We start from the raw sequence: 20,500 nt of genomic DNA on the forward strand, positions 1-20,500 counted from the left end.
GAGGGAGTGCCAGGCGGGCTGATCCGGTCTAGGAACCTGAGAACGATGCGACACGATCTCAAGGCGGCGCGGGCCGCCACCAGCAGCCTGTTCTTCGGCAACGGTTTCCTGATCGGCACCTGGGCCGCGCAGCTTCCGCGGTTCAAGGCTGCCCACGGGCTGTCGGATGGCGAGCTGAGCATGGCCCTGCTCGCCTTCGGGCTCGGAGCGGTGCTCCTCATGCCGCTCATCGGCTGGATGACGGCGGCGCTCGGCAGCGGGCGGGTGGCGGCCGCCTCGGCCTTCGCGTTCGCCGGGACCCTCGTCCTGCCCGGCTTCGCGCCGACCCTTGCGACCCTGGTGGCAGCCTCGTTCCTGGCCGGAGCCTGCAACGGCACCATGGACGTCTCCATGAACACCAACGCGACCCTGGTGGAGCGAGCCTGGGGCCGGGCTATCATGTCCTCGTTTCATGCCTTCTTCAGCCTCGGCGGGCTTCTCGGAGCGGCGGCCTCCGGTGCGCTGATCGCCGCAGGCTACGACATCGCCCCTACCCTTCTGGTCTCCTGCGGCGGAGCGGGCCTGCTGTTCCTGGCTGCGTCGTTCGCGCTCATGAATGAGACGGAGCGGTCCGGTCAAGGACACGGCCTCGCCCTGCCCCGCCGGGGCGTGCTGGCCCTCGCGGGGCTGACGCTCCTGTGCTTCCTAGTGGAAGGCGCCATGGTGGATTGGTCGGCGATCTATCTCCAGACCGTTGCGGGCGCGAGCCTGGAGGCGGCTGTCAGCGGGTTTGCGGCCTTCTCGCTCGCCATGACGGCCTGCCGGTTCATGGGTGACTTCGCGGTCCGGGCCCTCGGGCGGGTGCGCACCCTCATGGCCGGCGGTCTCCTGGCGGCCTTAGGCCTCGCCCTCGCACTCATCGTACCGCAGCCGACCGTCGTCTCGGCGGGCTTCGCCCTGGTCGGGTTCGGTCTCGCCAACGTGGTTCCGGTGCTGTTCAGCACGGCGGGCGAGACACCCGGCATTCCCCCGAGCATGGGCGTCGCCATGGTGGCGACGCTGGGTTATGCGGGTCTCCTGCTCGGCCCGCCGCTCATCGGCTTTGGGGCGGATCTCCTGGGCCTGCGTGCCATGTTCGGCCTTCTGGTCCTGTGCGCCCTCTCGGTCGTGCTGGTGGCGCGGCCGGTCCTGGCCCCCTCCCGGACTTTCCTTGCACCCGGAACGACCCGATAAGCTTGTCGCGCGTTGTTCATAAGACCTTCACGGGATCAGGGTCATAAACCAAGGGCAGGTCTGGAGTTCGGCCATGTTGTGGGACAACATCGCCCGGCGCAGCGCCGGGTCGGGAGGCGGTGGCGGCATTGCGGACATGCACGCCCCAACGGAACGGGATCCCCGCTCCCGGATCAGGATCGGCCTGGCGCTGGGCGGCGGCGCGGCGCGCGGCTGGTCTCACATCGGCGTCCTGCGGGCCCTGAGCGACGCCGGGATCGTGCCGGACGTAATCGCCGGCTGCTCCATCGGGGCCGTGGTCGGCGGGTGCTACGCGGCCGGCAAGCTCGATCAGCTCGAGACCTTCGCAATGTCCCTGACCAAGCGCCGGGTCATGGGCCTGCTCGATTTCCACATCAGCGGATCCGGCCTGATCGCCGGTACCAGGCTCCAGCGTCTCCTCGACCAGGATCTGACGGACCTGAAGGTGGAGGAATTGCCCATCCGCTTCTGCACCATCGCGACGGAACTGGCGAGCGGCCATGAGATTTGGCTGACCCGCGGTCCTCTCGTCCAGGCCATGCGGGCTTCTTACGCCCTGCCGGGCGTCTTCGACCCGATCCTCATCGGTGGGCGCTGGCTCATGGACGGCGCTCTGGTGAATCCGATCCCGATCACGGCCGCCCGGGCCCTGGGGGCCGACCTGGTAATCTGCGTCAATCTGAACGGCGAGATCCGGATCCGCGGCACGGTGATTCAATCCTACGAGACCGAGAACGAAAGCGACGAGCGCGAGATCGAGGAAGCGATCGTGGAGCCCCGGCGCTGGGGCATCTTTCCGGCCTCCCGCGCCGGCAAGCCGCGCAAGCCCAATGCGCCGGGCATTGCGACCGTGATGGTGGATGCTTTCAACATCACCCAGGACCGGATCGCCCGCTCCCGTCTTGCCGGCGACCCGCCGGACATCATGATCGCCCCCAAGCTCGCCAAAATGGGCCTCTTCGAGTTCCACCGGGCGGAGGAATGCATCGCACTCGGCCGTCTGGCGACCGAGCGCGCATTGCCGGACATTCTCGAGCTGATCCAGGATTCGTCCCAGACCGTCTGACCCGGCCGGTCAGGCGGTGGCGATGTAGTCCTTTATGGCCTGGGCCTCGGCCTCGATCTCGGCCAGGCGGTCCTTCACCACGTCCCCGATGGACACGATTCCGACCAGGGCGCCGTCCTCCACGACCGGGATGTGGCGGAACTTGCCTTCGGTCATGGTCTCCATCAGGTCGTTCACGGCGGTCCGGGTCGTGCAGGTGACGACCTTCGCGGTCATGAAACGGGAGATCGGCTCGTCGAGCGCCCGCGGCCCATGGGCGGCAACAGCCCAGACGATGTCCCGCTCGGAGATGATGCCCGAGACAGGCCGGACTCCGTCGACCGCCAGGAGGGCACCGATCTTACGCTCGGCCAAGAGACGGGCCGCCTCGCCCAGAGTCCTGTGGGGCTCGATGGTGACGACGTTGCGGCCTTTGGCCGAGAGGATTCGATGGACGGACATGCTCGCCTCCGTTGCGCGGCTGCGAGGCCTGTCCCGTCGCGGCCGCAAGACCGACGGCGAGGCTCCCGCCCATCGGGCAGGCTGACCTACCGTCAGGCGGCAATGATCCGGCGAAACGTCGCCCTTTTCAAGCGGTGAAGCGCGACTGGCGGGGCGGGAAAGGGTCGAGGACCGGAAAAAGCACCAGGCCGACCAGGAAGCCGCCGATATGAGCCTCCCAGGCGATGCTGGCATCGGTCACGCCGAGGGGCTGAACGAAGCCGAAGACGTAGTTCGCCGCGAACCAGACCCCCAGGAAGATCAGGACCTGCCGGTTGCGGACAATGTCGATGAGGCTTTCGCGGGGCCGTTCGTGCGGCTGGGTCGGCCTCCCCTCCGGATGCCAATCGACCGGGGCGAACATGAACCACGAGGCGGCCGCCATCATGCCCGACACGGCCGCCGATGCGCCGATCATCGGCAGGACCTGGAGGGGGTTCATGAAGACGAAGAGCACCGCCCCGCCGATCGCTGACAGCGCCGCGAGGGCGAGGAAGCGGCCCGTGCCGCAGCGTCGCGCGATGGGCGTGCCGAAGGCCGCGAGCCAGATGCCGTTGATGAGGACATGGCTCCAGGAGCCGTGCAGCAGCGCATAGGTCAGCGCCGTCCAGGGGCGCCCCTCCCCGTCCTGGAGGACATATTGCCCGAGAGCGACGAGGGAGGAGGATTGCCCGTCCAACGCGGCCCGTCGCAGAGCATCGATGACCTCCCGAACCTCGACACCCCCATAGGCCACTGACCAGCGGGCCGGGATCACGGCGTAATCCAGGAGGAGCTGGAAATCCGTCTCTTCGGACAGGAACGTCCGCAGGAGGTGGATGCCCACGAGGACACCGATGCTCCAGGCAACGACGGAGGGCAGGTTGAGGATCGGCTCGCGGGGCCGACGGGACGGATTCGAAACCATGGAGCAAGCTTTGCACGGAGAGGGCGCCGGAGCCAACGGCGGCCGCAATATCGGGTTCAGGCCCCTTTTTCGATGGAGGCGACAAAGGAGCCGGTTCCCTTAGCGGCATCTGCATGTAAGATCCGGATCCGGCAAGGCGAGCGGCCCAGCTTCCCCATCGAAAAAAACTGGAAACTTTTCGTTAACCATAACGGAACCGATCAGCCCGCGACGCGTTAACTCACCTTTTACTTTTTGCTTGAGCCGTGAATCCCACCGTGTCAGTTTGGTTAAAAGAACATTAACCGGCTGGTGGGGCATGCGGCAGGATTATTTCAAGAATTTATTCGGTCAGGCGACGAAGTCGTTCTTTTCCTCCAAAACCGTTCGTACAGCGTTTCTCGGCCTTTCGTTTCTCGCTCCGGCCTGCTTCGCCGAGGCGCAGACCCTGGCTTCGCTGCCGCCGGTTGGTCATTCCCTTGCCGATATGGGCGGCGCCAAGCCGATCATGGGCTGGGTAAGGTTCTGCGAGACCTATGCGTCGGAATGCGCCGTCAATACGGCCGAACCGCAGACCATCGAGCTCACTCCTCAGGTCTGGAAGATGATCACCTCCGTGAACCAGCGCGTGAACGCCTCCGTGAAGGCTGTCACAGATGCGGATCATTGGGGCGTGGTCGACGTCTGGGGCTTCCCTGACGACGGCAAGGGCGATTGCGAGGACTTCCAGCTCCTCAAGCGCCGCATCCTGGCGGAAAACGGCCTGCCCCGCCGCGCCATGCGCATGACGGTGGTGATCGACGAACTCGGCGAAGGTCACGCGGTCCTTCTGGTCCGCACGAATCAGGGCGATTACGTCCTCGACAACAAGACCTCGACGGTTCTTCCCTGGGATCGGACCGGCTACGTCTACATCAAGCGGGAAAGCCAGGCCGGAAAGGGCTGGGTCTCCCTCGGCGGCATCACGTCGCCGACGATCAGCTCCCCCACCACGACGGCGAACCGCTGAAGCCTGCCTAGGCGGATCAATCGATCCGCTTCAGGCCTGCGGCAAAACGCTTCCAATTCGCCACATAGCCCCGCGCGGAAGCACGCAGGCGCTCGATCGATTCCTCGTCGAGCGCTCTGACTGCCCGCGCAGGCGCGCCCACGATCAGGGCATTGTCCGGGAATTCCTTGCCTTCGGTCACGAGCGCATTGGCGCCCACGATGCAGTTGGCACCGATCCGCGCCCGGTTGAGAATCGTCGCCCCCATGCCGATCAGCGTGTTCTCGCCGATGGTGCATCCATGAAGGATGGCGTGGTGCCCGATGGTGCACCCGGCCCCGACGCTCAGGGGCGCTCCGGGGTCGGTATGCAGCATGGCCCCCTCCTGGATGTTGGTGGCCCCGCCGATGTCGATAAGCTCGTTGTCGCCCCGCAAAACCGCACCGAACCAGATGCCCACATCGGGACCGAGGCGGACCCGGCCGATCACGTGGGCATCGGGGGCAATCCAGAAGTGGCCAGGCTCAGGCAGGTCCGGAATCCGGTCGTCGAGACTGTAGATCGGCATGGGTCTTCCGGAGGATGCAAGGGGGCCGGCAGGCGGGATCAGTCCTCGAGATCCGTGTCGAGGATCGCCATGGTGAAGTTGAAGGAACGGTCTCCGTCCTCGTCATCGACGAAGAGAACGCCGACGAACTCCTCGCCGATATAAACTTCCGCCGAGTCGGTCTTCTTGGGGCGACCGACCACGCGGATCGAGTGGTTCGCGAAAGTCTGCCGCAGATACTGCTCGACCTTCGCCATCTCCGTTTTGTCCACCGCTAGTCCTTTCTTGATTTGCATGGGTGCAGCACTTGCCATGCCGGCCCAACGCGGGCAAGCCGCGATAGGTTCGCCCTGAAGGAAATGCGCGTCAGATGCCGTCCGCCTCGCTCAGGAGATGATCCATGGAGCGGGCAGGCTCCGCACAGCCGGCGCTGCCGACCACCTTGGCCGGGACGCCCGCCACCGTAGCATTATGGGGAACGGGCTTGAGCACCACGGAGCCGGCCGCCACCCGGGCGCAGTGGCCCACCTCGATATTGCCCAGGATCTTGGCGCCGGCGCCGATCAGGACGCCATGCCGGATCTTGGGATGGCGGTCGCCCCTCTCCTTGCCGGTTCCGCCCAGGGTCACGTTCTGGAGCATGGAGACGTTGTCCTCGACGACCGCCGTGGAGCCGACCACGAGCCCCGTCGCATGGTCGAGGAAGATGCCCCGGCCGATGCGGGCAGCCGGGTGGATATCGGTCTGGAAGACCTCGGACGAGCGGCTTTGAAGATAAAGCGCGAAATCCTGCCGGCCGCGGTGCCAGAGCCAATGGGCCAGGCGGTAGGCCTGGATGGCGTGGAACCCTTTGAAGTAGAGAACCGGCTCGATCACCCGGGTCGTGGCCGGGTCGCGGTCGAGCACGGCGCGGATATCGGCCCGGATCGCCTCTCCTATGCGGGGCTCCTGCGCGATGGCCTCCAGGAAGGTCTGCTCCACGATGTCGGCCCCGAGCGCCGCATGGCCGAGCCTGGTCGCCACCCGGTGGATGACGGCGGCCTCGAGGCTCGGCTGCTGCAGCACCGTCGCCAGCGCCACGCCGCCCATGGCCGGCTCGTCGCGGACGATGGCCTCGGCCTCGGCGCGCAGGCGATCCCACAGGGGGTCGACGGTTCCGGCGACGCGGTTCTGGAGGGCCGGTTTCATCCGTGGCTGTGTCATCTTGGGCTCCCTGCCGGAGACGGTTCGCAAGGTTCGGTCGAGTAGCATAGATAGGCGCAGCGCCTCCATTCCCCTAGATGCGAATCGGTCATGCCCGTTCAATTTTCCTCGCCCTCTCCGAACTTCGTCCTTTCCCTCGAGGGCGCCGTCGCAACCATCGCGATCCATAATCCGGCGAAGCGCAATGCCATCGGCCTGGAGATGTGGAAGGCCCTGCCGCGGATCGCTGCTACCTTGGAGGAGGATGAGCGGGTCCGCGTAATCGTGCTGCGGGGCGCAGGCACCGGCGCCTTCACGTCCGGAGCGGACATCTCGGAGTTCGAGACGGTCCGCGCCGATGCGGCGGGTGGGCGGCGCTACGAGGCCGCCAATGAGGCGGCGTTCCAGGCCGTCGCTCATTGCGCGAAGCCGGTCATCGCCATGATCCGGGGTTTCTGCCTGGGCGGCGGCTTCGGCCTCGCGCTCGCCTGCGACTTGCGCGTCGCCTCCGAGAACGCAACCTTCGGCATCCCGGCCGCGAAGCTCGGCGTGGGCTATCCTCCCGGCGCCATGCGCCTTGTGACGGCCGCCGTAGGCGGGCCCGCTGCCCGCGACCTTTTCTATACGGCGCGCCGAATCGGTGCCGCGGAGGCGGAGCGTCTCGGTGTCGTGCAGCGGGTCGTTCCGGACAGGGAGCTGGAAGGCGCCGCCATGGCCCTGGCACAGGAGATTGCCGGAAACGCACCGCTCACAATCCGGGCCGCAAAGGCGGCCATCGATGAAGCCCTCGGAATCGCACATCCCGGATCGGACCCGGTCGCCCTGGCGGATGCCTGTTTCGACAGCGCGGATGCGGTCGAGGGACGCCGGGCTTTCCTGGAGAAGCGCGCGCCGGTCTTCACCGGGCACTAGAGCATCGGACGCAAAAGTGGGAACCGGTTTTGCGTCCGATGCTCAAAAACAGAAATCTAGAGGCTCAAGCGTGAAGCCGGTTCCTCGTCCGAGACCCTGGGAGAACCCGCCTCATCCGTGCGGCGATAGACGTAGTATCGCCCCTCGGGAATGCCCGTCTCGGCCGTAATGTCGGCACAGTGGGGCAGCGCAAAGGCACGGTCCGCCAGGAGCAGCCCGCCGGGCTGGAGGAGCCCGTCGAGGAGCGGCGACAGCCGCAGGGCCACCTCCCGGTTCAGGGCCTCGTCGCCTGTGCCGATATCCGCATGGACCAGGGAACAGCGGTGCGCCCCCTTGGCGGAGATGAAGGACGGCAGGGTTTCGAACATATCGCCGACCAGCAGGTATCCGTCCGGCGGCATGCAGCTGGGATGCGCGGCGGGCCGGCGCTCGAAAACGTAGATCTCCCGGCCCGGCAGGCGGTTTCTCAGGTGGTCGTAGGTCCGGCCGTTGCCGAGGCCGAGCTCCAGCACGAAGCCGGTCGGGGCGACAAGACGGCTCGCCCAGTCGAGGAGATCGCGCTGGGCCGTGAGCCGCCGAATGGCACTGTCGAGTCGGGTCATCCAGGCTCCTCATGACTGTAGAGGAAATGTCCCGGCGGCCTAAGAAGTCAAAGGCCGGGCTGCGGACCGGTCACGGCCTTTGCGCCAGGAAGTCCAGGACACCCTGCTTATGGACCCGGTCGCCGACCGCCAGGTTGTGGTCCCGCCCGGGAATGTCGAGGGGCACGGCGTTCGGGATCAGTGCCGCAAGCTCCGGCCCAGAGCCCGCCACGTCGTCCCTGGTCCCCACGGCCACGAGGGTGGGCAGCGTGATCGACGCAACCTCCTCCCGGGTGAGGACCTGGCGCGAGCCGCGGATGCAGGCCGCGAGCGCCTTCAGATCGCTCTTCGTCTGCTCCGCGAAGGCCCGGAACATGCGCTGCATGGGGTCCGTGAGATCATCCAGGGACGGCGCCTCCATGGCGTCCGCGATGCCGAGCGGCAGGCCGACGCCCTCGACGAGGTGGATCCCTAAGCCCCCGAGGAGCACGGAGCGCATCCGCTCCGGCGCCGAAAGGGCCAGATGGGCCGTGATCCGCGCCCCCATGGAATAGCCCATCACGTCGGCCCGCTCGATGTCGAGATGGTCGAGAAGCCGGCGCGCATCAGCCGCCATGGCGTAGGAATCGTAATCCGCCGGCTGGTAGAGCTTTTCGCTCTGTCCATGCCCCCTGTTGTCGAGGGCAATCACCCGATAGCCGGCGCGGCTGAGCGTCTTCACCCAGAGCGTGTTCACCCAGTTGACGGCGTGGTTGGACGCGAAGCCGTGGATGAGAAGGATCGGCTCGCCCTCCCCGCCTTCGGGTGCAATGTCGACATAGGCGATGTTGACGCCATCGGAATTGAAGAAGCGCATGGGTCCGGGAAACGGTTTTGGCAATGATGCTGGAGTTGCCGGCGCACCCTAAGGCAGGCCCCGGCCCGGATGCAATCCTTGCCTGCCGCTGGCGTGGGCTACGAAGCAGCAGCACCCCCTCCGTCATTCCGGGCCCGGCCAAAGGCCGTCCCGGAATGACGGAGGGGTGCCGCAAAATGGAAAAAGGCCGCCCGAAGGCGGCCTTTCCCGAATGCAACCTCTCGCGGCGATTAGCGCGAGTAGAACTCGATCACGAGGTTCGGTTCCATCTGGACCGGGTACGGCACCTCGGACAGGGTCGGGATGCGGGTCATGCGGGCCGTCATCTTGGAATGATCGACCTCGATGTAATCCGGGACGTCGCGCTCAGCGAGCTGGCTCGCCACGACAACGATCTCGAGCTGCTTGGACTTTTCCTTCACCTCGATCACGTCGCCCGGCTTCACGAGATAGCTCGGGATGTTCACCCGGCGGCCGTTCACCTTCACGTGGCCGTGATTGACGAACTGGCGCGCGGCGAACGGGGTCGCGACGAACTTCGAGCGGTAGACCACCGCGTCGAGACGGCGCTCGAGCAGGCCAACCAGGTTCTCGCCCGAGTCGCCCCGCTGACGGATCGCCTCAGCGTAGTACCGACGGAACTGCTTCTCGGTGATGTTGGCGTAGTAGCCCTTCAGCTTCTGCTTGGCGCGCAGCTGCGTGCCGAAGTCGGAGAGCTTGCCCTTACGGCGCTGGCCGTGCTGGCCGGGGCCGTATTCGCGGCGGTTGACGGGGCTCTTCGGGCGACCCCAGATATTCTGACCCATACGGCGGTCAAGCTTGTGCTTGGCCTGAATGCGCTTCGACATCGCGATTCCTCTTGGATGATCGAAAGTTTCGAGGAACGCGCCCTCCTCTTCCAGTCTTCCGGTCAGACCCTAATGGGCCGTTGCGGGGACGGGACGACAGGCCGGCCGAAACCGGGCCACGGGAGCGTAAAAAGTTTGCGCGGCCGTTGCCGGACCGCGCGAACCGGGATGCCCTAGTGGAAAACGGCTGCCGAGTCAAGAAAGGTGCGTCTAATGCACCGCCTGGTCATGCAATTCCTGACCACCGCGCTTCATCCGCAGCACGAAGCGAGCTTGCGATTTAGCTATTGATGGCTCGTCGGCACTTCATCAGAGTAAGAAGTGCAGTTTACATCCTACTACTCAGCGGTCGGCACCGGGATCAGCTCGGGGGCGATTACGCGGACAGCACGCTTCTTGCCGTCGCTCGTGACCGCCTCGCGTTTCGCACCTTCACCTTGGGTGACGACGCGGTTGTTCTCGATGGATTTCGGCCCGATGCCGGAGGATTCCTTGCTGGCGGTCGGTGCAGCGGCGGCCGTTTCGGCGGCGGCTTTGGCCTCCTCGTCGGCCTTCTTGTCGGCGGCCTTGCGGGCCTGCACGACCTTGGGACGGGACATCTCCTCGGCCTTCTCGGCCGTCACGATAATATCGCCCTTGCGCTGCTCCAGCATGCTCTCGGCCCGGCGCAGGACCACGGCCCAGCTTTCGGTGTCCCGCTTGCAGGCCACCGCGGAATCGAAGCTCTTGCGGAACTTGAAGGCATTGGGAAGGGACGTGTAGGGCTTACTTCCGACGACCGACACGGCTTGGTTGAGCCCGTTATCGCCGCCCGGATACGCGAATGCGAGGGTCTCGGTCTCCGGGCAGAGGGCCTGACACATCTCGTTGGCGCCCTCGCGTCCGCCGGGCGAGACGCTCAAGGGGAAGAAGGAGCCGTCCCCGGTCCGCACGCAGATGAGCTTTCGGCCGCCATAGGCCTGCTGCTCCTCGGTGATGATCGGCTGGCCCTCGGGCATGATTTCGGCCGGCTGGGGCTGGCCGCGGGGCGGGCCGAACAGGGATTCGAAGAAGCCGCGCGGCTGGTCGGCGGCGCAGCTCTGCTGGACGGCCGCCATGAGCTGGCGACGCCGGAACTCGAAATCCCCCGAATCGTAGCCCTGGGCCGACAGCCTGGCGAAGTTCGCCTCCATCTGCCGGATGCGCCCCGCAATGGCGCCGCACTCGGCCGGCGGCGGACCGGCCAGGAAGCCGAGGGGGCCGCGCTCGCAGCCGATGGATCGGTAGTAATTGACGAGGCGGCCGATCTCGACGCGCATGCTTTCCGCCTCACCCGAGGTGGAGCGGCCGCCGCTGCGCTCCAGGGCGGCCAGCTGAGCCCGGAAGCGCTGGCACTCGGCGGATTGGGCGAACGCGGCTCCGCCGGCGGCCAAAAAGGCCGCGACGGCGACAAGGGAACGGAGGAAAGATGTCTTGGCCATTATGAGCGTCGCGAAACCGTGTCGTTCAAGTGGTTCTCCCGGAAGGGAGGACAAAAGACGTCGTGAAAAGGGCCCCAATATGGTCGGAGCCTTGCCGGATGAAGGGAAATGACCATCATGGCCCCCGGCCAGCAGAATCCCCGTCACACCGAGATCTGGGGGACAGCATGTACTCTCATACGACGATTGGGGCAAATGACCTCGACCGCGCAAGGGACTTCTATGACGCGGCCCTCGCGCCTCTGGACTTGCGGATCCGCTTCTCGTCGCCGGAAATGATCGCTTACGGTGCCGGCGGACGCCCTCTATTCCTTGTTGTGCGCCCCTTCGACGGCCGTGACCCCTCTCCCGGGAACGGCACCATGGTGGCTTTCATGGCCGAGCGGCGCGAGCAGGTCGATGCCTGCCATGCGGCCGCCCTCGCCATGGGCGGGCAGGACGAGGGGCAGCCGGGCCTGCGCCCCCAGTATCATGCCCATTATTACGGGGCCTATTTCCGCGACCCGGATGGCAACAAGATCTGCGTGTGCAGCCACCATCCGGAGTGACATCGCTGGGCGAATCCTCGGGCGCCTCCCCTCGCGAAAGCCATCTTCCGTTCCTACATGGCAGCTTGACCTTGGCGGCCCGATTCCGGGAGCGCGAGGATCCCGGCAGGCGGAGACCCCGCCGGATCATCTCTTAAGGAGACCGAAGCCATGCTCGCCCGCCTTGCCCTGGCCGCCGCCCTGACCCTGGGAGCCGTCTGCGGTGCCGCAGCGCAGGAGCCCGACGTCATTTTCAAGAAATCCACCGTCTGGCGCGCCCTGACCCCCAACGACAAGCTCGCCGTCTACGGGATCGACGACCCGGACATCGAGGGCGTGGCCTGCCATTACACCACCCCCGAGCGGGGCGGCATCTCAGGCACTTTCGGGGTCGCCGAGGAAGTCTCGGACATTTCCCTGTCCTGCCGCCAGATCGGCCCGGTGCGCTTCAAAAAGAAGTTCTCGCAAGGAGACGCGGTGTTCAGCGAGAGGCGGTCGCTCATCTTCAAGCGTATGCATATCGTTCGGGGCTGCGACGCCAAGCGCAACACCCTCGTCTACATGGTCTATTCTGATCGACCCATCGAGGGTTCGCCCAAGAACTCTACCTCCAGCGTGCCGCTTATGCCCTGGGGCACCGAGCAGCCTCCGAAATGCGGCGAGTGGCTGAACGGCTAGGATTGGTGTGGGCGTGCACGCTTGGCCAGATGGCTGGACGGTCAGAATTCGCCGGCTCAGCCGAAATTGATAAATGCCCCAAAGTTGCGGCGTTGCTGCTACTCCACCGTCACGGACTTCGCGAGATTGCGCGGCTGGTCCACGTCTTTCCCCATAAAGACGGCCGTGTGATAGGCGAGGAGCTGGATGGGCACCGAGTGGACGATGGGTGCCACGATCGGATGAACCGACGGCATCACGATGGTCGCGAGCGTATCGAGGCCCGTTTCCAGCGCGCCTCTCTCGTCCGTGATGAGGACGATGCGTCCGCCGCGCGCGGCGACTTCCTGCATGTTGGACACGGTCTTCTCGAACACCGCGTCGTGGGGTGCGATCACGATGACCGGCATGGCCTCGTCGATGAGCGCGATGGGACCGTGCTTCAACTCGCCAGCCGCATAACCTTCCGCGTGGATGTAGGAGATTTCCTTCAGCTTCAGGGCGCCCTCGAGGGCGAGCGGATAGGACGTCCCACGCCCGAGATAGAGCACATCCTTGGCCTTGGAGATCTCGCGCGCCAGGATCTCGATCTGGTGCTCCCGCTTGATGGCCTCGCTCATCTGGCCCGGCACGCCGATCAGCGCATCGACGATGGTCTTTTCATCCTCAGGGCTGAGGGTGCCCCGGGCACGGCCGGCCGCGATTGCGAGGCACAGCAGAACGGTGAGCTGACAGGTGAACGCCTTCGTCGAAGCGACGCCGACCTCGACACCCGCGAGCGTGGAGGCGATCACGGCGCTCTCCCGCGCCATGGTCGATGTGGGCACGTTTACGACCGAGAGGGTGTGTTGGCCCTCGGCGCCCGCATAGCGCAGGGACGCGAGGGTATCGGCCGTCTCGCCCGACTGGGACACGAAGATCGCAAGGCCGCCGGGTTCCATAGGCGCTTCCCGATACCGGAATTCCGACGCCACATCGATCTCAACCGGGATCCGGGCGAGGCGCTCGAACCAGTATTTTGACACCAGGCCGGCCAGATAAGCCGTGCCGCATGCGGAAATGGAGATCCGCTTCAGGTCCTTGAAATCGAACGGCAGCTCGACGGGCAGCTCGACCCGCCCGGCCGAGAAATTGACGTAATGCGCCAGGGTACGGCCGACGACTTCCGGCTGCTCGTGAATTTCCTTCGCCATGAAGTGGCGGTAATTGCCCTTGTCGGCAATGAACGAGCCCGAGAGAATCTTGTGACGGGGGCGATGGACCGATTGGCCCTTCTCGTCCCTGATGTCGACGTTCCTATGGCGCAGGATGGCCCAGTCGCCGTCCTCGAGATAGGCGATTTCGTCGGTGAAGGGCGCCAGTGCCAGGGCGTCGGAACCGAGATAGGTCTCGCCGTCGCCATAGCCGATGGCGAGCGGCGCGCCGTGACGGGCGCCGATCATCAGGTCGTCCTCGCCCGCGAACAGGAATCCGAGCGCGAAAGCCCCGCGCAGGCGCGGCAGGGTGACGGCAACCGCCTCGATGGGCGGGCGGCCCTGGCGCATCTCATAGGTGACGAGCTGTGCCACAACCTCCGTATCGGTCTCGGTCTCAAAGCGGATCCCCTTCGATTCCAGCGCCGCCTTCAGCTCGCGGAAATTCTCGATGATCCCGTTATGGACCACCGCCAGCTTGTCGGTCGCGTGGGGGTGGGCATTCGTCTCGTTGGGCTTGCCGTGAGTGGCCCAGCGGGTGTGGCCGATGCCGATGAAGCCCGAGAGAGGGGCCTGGGAGAGCTTGGCCTCCAGGTTGCGAAGTTTGCCCTCCGCCCGGCGTCGGTCCAGGCGTCCATCCTCCAGGGTTGCGACGCCGGCGGAATCGTAACCGCGGTATTCGAGCCGCCTGAGAGCCTCGACGATCTGTCCGGCGACAGGTTCCTTCCCGACGATTCCAACGATTCCGCACATGTCCGGCAATGTCCCCTGGGGCCCGAGGCCCGTTAAGCTTACGGCCCTGCTACAGAGGCACGTGCCTCATCTCAAATAAACTTGCGTGACCGATTGTGACATATGGCATCACTTCGACTTTGCGGCCTGTGATTTCACCCTGAAGTTCCGCGCCCACTCCTCCTTGACGACCTGACGCCCACGTCCGAGCGCAAGGGCATCGGCCGGCACATCCTCCGTCACGACGGACCCGGAACCTACGAAGGCTCCCGCGCCGATCTTGAGCGGCGCCACGAGGGAAGAATTCGAACCGATGAACGCCCCCTCTCCGATCTCCGTACGGTATTTGCCGAAGCCGTCGTAATTGCACGTGATGGCACCTGCGCCGATATTCACGTCGGCCCCGATATTCGCGTCACCGAGATAGGTCAGGTGGCTGACCTTGGCTCCGGCGCCGAGCTGCGTGTTCTTGATCTCGACGAAGTTGCCGATCTTGGCCTTCGGGCCGATCTCGGCGCCCGGACGCAGGCGCGCAAAGGGGCCGATTCCGGCCTGCGGGGCCACGTGCGTGCCTTCGAGATGGCTGAAACTGTGGACCACAGCGCCGTCCTCGACGACGACGCCGGGGCCAAACACCACATGCGGCTCTACGATGACGTCCCGGCCGAGTCTGGTGTCGTGGCTGAAGAAGACGGTCTCGGGCGCCACAAGGGTCACACCGTCCGCCATGGCGGCTTGCCGCAGGCGCTCCTGGATCATGCGCTCCGCCTGAGCGAGCTGTGCCCGGTCGTTGACCCCGTGCACCTCCTCCTCCGGCACCGTGGCGGCAACGGCCCGGTGCCCGAGCGAACGGGCGATGGCGACCGCGTCGGTCAGGTAATATTCCTGCTTGGCGTTCCGGTTCTCGATCTTCTCGAGGATGGCGAGGGCCACATCGCCCCGCAGGGCCATGAGGCCGCCATTGCAAAGGCGGATCGCCCGCTCGGCCTCGCTCGCATCCTTGTGCTCGCGGATGTCGAGCAACTCGTCGCCCGACATGATCAGGCGTCCGTACCCCGTCGGGTCCCGCGCCTCAAAGCCGAGAGAGACGACGGCCGCCCCCTGCGCCAGGGGCGCCCTCAGACGGGCCAGCGTCTCAAGGCTCACAAGGGGCGTGTCCGCATAGACCACGATGACATCGTCCGGCCGGCGCGCCAGGGCGTCGCGGGCGCTGAGTACCGCGTGGCCGGTTCCGAGCCTCTCCCGCTGCACGAAAATCTCCGCATCCGGGACCTGCCGGTGCGCATCCCTGGCAACGTCGTCCCGATCAGGGCCGATGACGACGGCTACCCGGTCCGCGCCGGCCTCCGTCACGGTGGCAAGGACGTGCCCGAGCATCGATCGGTTGGCGATCTCGTGGAGAACCTTCGGCTTCGAGGACTTCATCCGCGTCCCCTCGCCGGCCGCGAGGACGACGGCGAGACAGCTCCGGGATGGCGTATTCGACGGGAGAGATGATGTCATAGGGTTTCGATCCAGAGTCGATTCTTCACGGCTGCTAGCCCATTCAGGGGTATTCCGGCAATCATCGATGACAAAATGGCGAAGCTCGGCACCAATTCGTTTCCTTCTGCCCCATCTTTGCTGATATGTACGGGCACGCAAATCTCCGTCGTCTCTGCCTTGTTCACTCAATGAGTATCGCTGTGCCGGTCCCGATGGCTTCGCGCCTCTCTCATCCCCGCCGGCGCGATATGCTGGCCTATCTCGGCGTGTCCTTCGCCGGCCTCGCATATGCGCCGTCCCTTCGCGCCCAGACCTTTCAGGCAGTCGTTCAGGCCCGGATGGGCAACGGCCAGCCGTTTGACCCTGCTGTCGTGGTCGATATTGCGCGCCAACTCGCGAAAAAGCCTTATGTGGCGCCTCCGAACGACCTGCCGGACGTCTTCTCCGGACTGAACTACGAACAATATATCGGCATCAAGTCCCTGCAACAGCCTCTCTGGATCAACGAAGGCCGGGGAATTGCCGTCGAGCCGCTTCATCGCGGCTTCGTCTTCACCAATACGGTCGAGATCTTCCTGGTGGAGGACGGCGCGGTCCGGCGGATCGGCTACGACCCGTCGCGATTCGACTTCGGACGCATCAATGTCCCGGCCGGGATCGGCGATATCGGATTCTCGGGCTTCCGGCTGATTGCCACATCGAGCGATAGCCCTCCCTTCGACTTCGCCATTGTGCAGGGTGCAACCTTCTTCCGCGCCATCGCAAAAGGCCAGAATTTCGGGGCCATTGCCCGGGCCCTGACCCTGAAGCCCGCGGATCCGAAGGGTGAGGAATTCCCGGCCTTCCGGGCATTTTGGCTCGAACGGCCCGCCATCGGCAGCAACAGTCTTACGGCCCACGGGATCATCGATTCCGAGTCGGCCTCGGCGGCCCTGCGCATGACCTTCCGGCCCGGCGACATGACCATCGTCGATGTGGAGACGACCATCTTCCCACGCGTCAATCTGGACCATGTGGGCCTTGGAGGCATCGGCTCGACCTATTTCTACGGTCCGAATGACCGCCGCAATGCGGACGATTTCCGTCCGGCCGTCTACGAATCGACCGGCCTCCAGATGTTCAACGGCAAGGGCGAATGGCTCTGGCGCCCTCTCCAGAACCCGGAGACGCTCCAGATCTCGGCCTTCGTGGACGAGTCACCCCGCGGCTTCGGCCTGATCCAGCGCGACCGCGCCTTCGAGACCTTCCAGGACGATGAGGCCCGCTTCGAACGGCGGCCGAGCCTGTGGATCGAGCCTCTGGCCGACTGGTCGCAGGGCAGCGTCCAGCTCCTTGAGATCCCGACGGATGCGGAGATCAACGACAACATCCTGACCTACTGGCGCCCGAAGGCGCCGATGGCGGCCGGGTCGGAAGTGCCCTTCGCCTATCGCCAGTACTGGTGCTGGACCCCTCCGGAGCGCCCGCCCCTCGCGACCGTGGTCACGACCCGGGTGGGGCGGGGGTCGAGCGGCCGCAAGCGGCGCTTCGCCGTGGAATTTTCCGGCGACGTCCTGGGTGACAATCGCCCTGCTGACCTTAAATCCGTCCTCACGGTCAGCCCGGGTTCATTTCAGAACCTTAAGGTGTGGTCCTATCCGGAGAGAAAGGCGGTTCGCGTCGTCTTCGAACTTGACCCGGGCAATGAAAACGCGTGTGAGATGCGTCTCATTCTCGAAGCTGGCGGGAAGCAGATTAGCGAAACATGGCTCTATCGTTGGACACCATAGGTCCCGATTCGAAGAACGCCACGACCGGGCGCTCCGAACCCGGCATGCCGCCTGAAAACCGGCTGGAGATGCCGACCCAATCGCTCCGGCGCTGGTCCGCATCCCAGGAGCGTAAGCCTATCGTCGAGCGATCGGCCTGGCGCACGGCCCTGGCGCGCCTGTTCGTCTTCGGCGGCGCCCTGCTCCTGACAGGATACGGCACCTACGAGATGTACCAGGTGGTGTCGGTCAGCCGCACCACCGTGCTCCAATGGCTGCTGGTTGCGCTCTTCACGGTCAATTTCTCGTGGATCGCCGTCGCCTTTACGAGTGCTTTGCTCGGGTTCTTCACACTCCTGAGCCAACCTCGGACGCGCCCCGCCTTGCCGACAGCCCTCGCGGCCCGTACGGCCATCGTCATGCCCGTCTACAACGAGCAGACGGCGCGGACCTTCGCGGCCCTCGAGGCAATCTACGAATCCGTGGAAGCGACCGGACTCGGCTCCCATTTCGACTATTTCATCCTCTCCGACACCACGGACCCGGATGCCTGGGTTGCGGAGGAGCGGGCTTTTCTCGATCTGCGCCGTCGGCTCGGCCCGCAGGCCCGGTTCTATTACCGGCACCGGGAGAAGAACTATCACCGCAAGGCCGGCAATATCGCGGATTTCGTCACCCGCTGGGGTGGCCATTACGAGCAAATGCTGGTCCTCGACGCGGACAGCCTGATGACCGGCGACTGCATCGTGCGCCTCGCGGCCGCCATGGAGGCGGATCCGGATGCCGGCATCATCCAGTCCCTGCCGCTCATCATCAACCGCAACACCCTCTTCGCGCGCCTCCAGCAATTCGCCGCGCGGGTGACGGGCCCGGTCATCGCCACGGGCCTCGCAGTCTGGATGGGCCGGGACGGGAACTACTGGGGGCACAACGCGATCATCCGCACGAAGGCCTTCGCGGACCAGGCCGGCCTGCCGGACCTGAAGGGCAAGCCGCCCCTGGGCGGGCACATTCTCAGCCACGATTTCGTCGAGGCGGCGCTCATGCGCCGCGCCGGCTGGGACGTGTACATGCTGCCCGACCTCGAAGGCTCCTACGAGGAAAGCCCGCCTTCCCTCATCGACCTCTCGGCGAGGGACCGGCGCTGGTGCCAGGGCAACCTCCAGCACATGCGGGTGATCGGCGCCAAGGGGCTCAAGCTCCCGACGCGCCAGCATTTCGCCACCGGCATCATGTCCTATCTGGCCTCGCCGTTCTGGCTGTTCCAGCTCATCGTCGGTATCGCGCTGGTTCTGCAGACGACCTATATCCGGCCGGAGTATTTTGCCCGCGATTTCCGTCTCTACCCCATCTGGCCGCGCTTCGACCCCGAGCGCGCTCTCGCGCTCTTCGCGCTGACCATGGGGATCCTGCTCGCTCCCAAGATTTTCGGGACGCTTCTCATGCTCCTGCGGGGCCCTGAGCGTCGCGCCTCGGGCGGCGGAATTCGGGTGGTCCTGTCCTCCCTGATGGAGATCATCCTCTCGGCTCTGCTGGCGCCGATCCTGATGCTGATTCAATCAGGCTCCGTGTTCCAGATCCTGCTCGGACGGGATACCGGGTGGCAGCCGCAGCGCCGCGACGACGGGTCGATCCCCATGCAGGACATCATCCGCCGCCATCGGTGGCACACGGTCCTGGGCGCCCTGACGGGCATCTCGGCCTTCATGATCGCCACGTCCCTGTTCCTCTGGATGTCTCCGACGATTCTCGGCCTCCTCCTGGCCATTCCGCTCTCGTGGCTGAGCGGCCAACTCGGGGCAGGTCTCGCCCTCAAGCGCCTGGGGCTCCTGCGGACGCCGGAAGAGCATGAGCCTCCGGCCATTGCGGTGCGTGCCAACGAACTTCAGCAGCGCAACACGTCCTTCGGCTTCGACGATCAGGATGGCCTTTTCGCCCTCTGCTGCGACCGCGAGCTTCGCGAACGTCACGCCGAGATGCTGTCTCCTGCCTCCCGTCGGAAGCGGGGCGAGATCGAGACCGACCGGGCCTTGGCAGAGGCAAAGCTGACGGATGCCGAGACGGTCGAGGAAGCGCTCGGCTGGCTCAAGCCCAAGGAGCGTATGGCCATCCTCAAGGATCCGGCGCTTCTCACCCGGCTGGTTGAACTGAGCGGCAGAGGTGTCGAGGCCAAGGCGGCCGAGTAACCCTGCGGTCAGGCCGAGGCCTGCTCGGGGGCGGCTCGCTCCGCGTCGCTTGCCACCTCGCTCATCAGCCAGTCGCGGAAGGCCTGGATCTTCGGGGCGCGACGCCGCGCCTTCGGATAAACCACCCAGTAGCTCCGCTCCGCCGTGACCACGAGGTCAAACGGCTGGACCAGCCGTCCGGCCGCCAGATCCGCCCGGAAGAAGAAGGGGTTGATCAACGCCACCCCCTGCCCGGCCATCGCCGCCATGCCCTCGAATTGCTGCGCCCCGAGCGAGAAATCCGGCCGGCTCGACAGATCGACGCAGGACACGCCCGCGGCTGTGAACCAGTCCTGCCACCAGGGATCGCTGGGAGCAATCAGGGGCAATTGGAGAAGGTCTTCGGGCTCGCGCAGGCAGGCCCGCCGGGCGAGGTCCGGGCTGCAGACCGGCGTGAACTGGTTGGGGAACAGGAGGTGCGCCTCCAGTCCCGGCCAGTTGCCGGTGCCGCTGCGGATGCCGAGGTCGAAATCGTGCTTCGAAAAATCGACGATCTGCTGGTTGATGTCGATCTGAACAGCGATGCCGGGGTGCAGCTGTTGGAATCGGCCGAGCCGGGGCACCAGCCAGTTGGCCGCGACCGTCGTCAGCGTCGTGATGCTTAGCGTGGCCTGAACCGCCTCGTCGAGACCCTCGAAAGCGGCCCGCAGTAGGCCGAAGGCCTCCGTCACGGCGGGGACAAGCTGTTTCCCCTTGGCCGTCAGGCCAACATGACGGGCATGACGCGTGAAGAGCGGTGCTCCGATCCGGTCTTCCAGCATCCGGATCTGGTAGCTGACCGCCGCCTGGGTCATGCCGAGTTCCTCGGCGGCCCGGGTGAAGCTCTGGTGGCGCGCGGCCGCTTCGAAGACGCGGACGGCGCTCATGGGTGGGAGTTTCGACATCGAGGCTCAT

20 protein-coding genes are annotated in these 20,500 nt (G+C 65.6%); 8 read left to right on the top strand and 12 right to left on the bottom strand.

Features of this window, described 5'->3' with window-relative positions; all coding sequences use genetic code 11:
• Positions 1–45: 45 nt before the first annotated feature.
• Complete coding sequence (locus tag C4E04_RS10840; protein WP_109597477.1) at positions 46–1,212, top strand: MFS transporter; 1,167 nt, start codon at positions 46–48, stop codon at positions 1,210–1,212.
• Between the two features lie 73 nt (positions 1,213–1,285).
• On the top strand, positions 1,286–2,299 hold the full coding sequence (locus C4E04_RS10845; protein WP_109597478.1) for a patatin-like phospholipase family protein: 1,014 nt from the start codon (positions 1,286–1,288) through the stop codon (positions 2,297–2,299).
• Positions 2,300–2,308: 9 nt separating this feature from the next.
• On the opposite strand, the gene C4E04_RS10850 is transcribed toward C4E04_RS10845, so the two are convergent.
• Together C4E04_RS10850 and C4E04_RS10855 are read right to left on the bottom strand one after the other, a co-directional pair.
• A complete protein-coding gene (locus C4E04_RS10850; RefSeq protein WP_109597480.1) occupies positions 2,309–2,740 on the bottom strand; it encodes a CBS domain-containing protein in 432 nt (143 codons plus the stop codon).
• A gap of 127 nt (positions 2,741–2,867) precedes the next feature.
• Positions 2,868–3,686: a rhomboid family intramembrane serine protease gene (locus C4E04_RS10855; protein ID WP_109597481.1), complete on the bottom strand. Its 819-nt coding sequence runs from the start codon at positions 3,684–3,686 to the stop codon at positions 2,868–2,870.
• A 298-nt stretch (positions 3,687–3,984) separates the two neighbouring features.
• On the opposite strand from C4E04_RS10855, the gene C4E04_RS10860 reads away from it, so the two are divergent.
• Positions 3,985–4,674 (top strand): transglutaminase-like cysteine peptidase, encoded by a 690-nt coding sequence (locus tag C4E04_RS10860; RefSeq protein WP_109597482.1) that lies wholly within the window; start codon positions 3,985–3,987, stop codon positions 4,672–4,674.
• Positions 4,675–4,690: 16 nt separating this feature from the next.
• Here C4E04_RS10860 and C4E04_RS10865 read toward each other — a convergent pair whose 3' ends face one another.
• The 3 genes from C4E04_RS10865 to cysE all read right to left on the bottom strand — a co-directional run bounded on the left by C4E04_RS10865 (position 4,691) and on the right by cysE (position 6,403).
• Complete coding sequence (locus C4E04_RS10865; RefSeq protein WP_109597483.1) at positions 4,691–5,221, bottom strand: gamma carbonic anhydrase family protein; 531 nt, start codon at positions 5,219–5,221, stop codon at positions 4,691–4,693.
• Positions 5,222–5,259: 38 nt separating this feature from the next.
• Entirely contained in the window at positions 5,260–5,472 is a 213-nt protein-coding gene (locus C4E04_RS10870; RefSeq protein ID WP_109597485.1) for a DUF3126 family protein, read from the bottom strand.
• Positions 5,473–5,566: 94 nt separating this feature from the next.
• Positions 5,567–6,403, bottom strand: a complete 837-nt coding sequence (gene cysE, locus C4E04_RS10875) for a serine O-acetyltransferase (RefSeq protein ID WP_109597486.1) — start codon at positions 6,401–6,403, stop codon at positions 5,567–5,569.
• Positions 6,404–6,493: 90 nt separating this feature from the next.
• Between cysE and C4E04_RS10880 the strand changes: the two genes are divergently transcribed.
• Positions 6,494–7,294, top strand: coding sequence for an enoyl-CoA hydratase (locus tag C4E04_RS10880; RefSeq protein ID WP_109597487.1), 801 nt, complete (start codon positions 6,494–6,496; stop codon positions 7,292–7,294).
• Between the two features lie 56 nt (positions 7,295–7,350).
• Here the strand turns inward: C4E04_RS10880 and C4E04_RS10885 are convergent, their stop codons facing one another.
• From C4E04_RS10885 to C4E04_RS10900, 4 genes are all read right to left on the bottom strand, one after another.
• On the bottom strand, positions 7,351–7,896 hold the full coding sequence (locus C4E04_RS10885) for a class I SAM-dependent methyltransferase (RefSeq protein ID WP_109597488.1): 546 nt from the start codon (positions 7,894–7,896) through the stop codon (positions 7,351–7,353).
• Between the two features lie 70 nt (positions 7,897–7,966).
• Positions 7,967–8,731 (bottom strand): alpha/beta fold hydrolase, encoded by a 765-nt coding sequence (locus tag C4E04_RS10890; RefSeq protein WP_109597490.1) that lies wholly within the window; start codon positions 8,729–8,731, stop codon positions 7,967–7,969.
• 230 nt (positions 8,732–8,961) lie between these two features.
• Positions 8,962–9,579 carry a 30S ribosomal protein S4 gene (gene rpsD / locus C4E04_RS10895; RefSeq protein ID WP_109597491.1) on the bottom strand — a complete coding sequence of 206 codons (618 nt, stop codon included), beginning with the start codon at positions 9,577–9,579 and terminating at the stop codon, positions 8,962–8,964.
• 338 nt (positions 9,580–9,917) lie between these two features.
• The gene (locus C4E04_RS10900) at positions 9,918–11,039 is read right to left on the bottom strand and encodes a DUF2865 domain-containing protein (RefSeq protein WP_109597492.1); all 1,122 of its coding nucleotides are present in this window, start codon (positions 11,037–11,039) and stop codon (positions 9,918–9,920) included.
• Positions 11,040–11,206: 167 nt separating this feature from the next.
• On the opposite strand from C4E04_RS10900, the gene C4E04_RS10905 reads away from it, so the two are divergent.
• Entirely contained in the window at positions 11,207–11,587 is a 381-nt protein-coding gene (locus C4E04_RS10905; RefSeq protein ID WP_109597493.1) for a VOC family protein, read from the top strand.
• 150 nt (positions 11,588–11,737) lie between these two features.
• On the top strand, positions 11,738–12,244 hold the full coding sequence (locus C4E04_RS10910) for a CreA family protein (RefSeq protein ID WP_109597494.1): 507 nt from the start codon (positions 11,738–11,740) through the stop codon (positions 12,242–12,244).
• 98 nt (positions 12,245–12,342) lie between these two features.
• On the opposite strand, the gene glmS is transcribed toward C4E04_RS10910, so the two are convergent.
• Together glmS and glmU are read right to left on the bottom strand one after the other, a co-directional pair.
• Positions 12,343–14,169 carry a glutamine--fructose-6-phosphate transaminase (isomerizing) gene (gene glmS, locus C4E04_RS10915; protein WP_109597496.1) on the bottom strand — a complete coding sequence of 609 codons (1,827 nt, stop codon included), beginning with the start codon at positions 14,167–14,169 and terminating at the stop codon, positions 12,343–12,345.
• A 108-nt stretch (positions 14,170–14,277) separates the two neighbouring features.
• The gene (gene glmU, locus C4E04_RS10920; protein ID WP_109597497.1) at positions 14,278–15,651 is read right to left on the bottom strand and encodes a bifunctional UDP-N-acetylglucosamine diphosphorylase/glucosamine-1-phosphate N-acetyltransferase GlmU; all 1,374 of its coding nucleotides are present in this window, start codon (positions 15,649–15,651) and stop codon (positions 14,278–14,280) included.
• Between the two features lie 194 nt (positions 15,652–15,845).
• Between glmU and C4E04_RS10925 the strand changes: the two genes are divergently transcribed.
• Entirely contained in the window at positions 15,846–17,402 is a 1,557-nt protein-coding gene (locus C4E04_RS10925) for a glucan biosynthesis protein (protein ID WP_245416078.1), read from the top strand.
• Complete coding sequence (mdoH, locus tag C4E04_RS10930) at positions 17,378–19,567, top strand: glucans biosynthesis glucosyltransferase MdoH (protein WP_109597498.1); 2,190 nt, start codon at positions 17,378–17,380, stop codon at positions 19,565–19,567. The genes C4E04_RS10925 and mdoH overlap by 25 nt, the downstream gene beginning before the upstream one ends.
• Before the next feature lie 8 nt (positions 19,568–19,575).
• On the opposite strand, the gene gcvA is transcribed toward mdoH, so the two are convergent.
• Positions 19,576–20,490 carry a transcriptional regulator GcvA gene (gene gcvA, locus C4E04_RS10935; protein WP_109597499.1) on the bottom strand — a complete coding sequence of 305 codons (915 nt, stop codon included), beginning with the start codon at positions 20,488–20,490 and terminating at the stop codon, positions 19,576–19,578.
• Positions 20,491–20,500 lie beyond the last annotated feature (10 nt).

Source organism: Microvirga sp. 17 mud 1-3 (assembly GCF_003151255.1).
Taxonomy (GTDB): domain Bacteria; phylum Pseudomonadota; class Alphaproteobacteria; order Rhizobiales; family Beijerinckiaceae; genus Microvirga.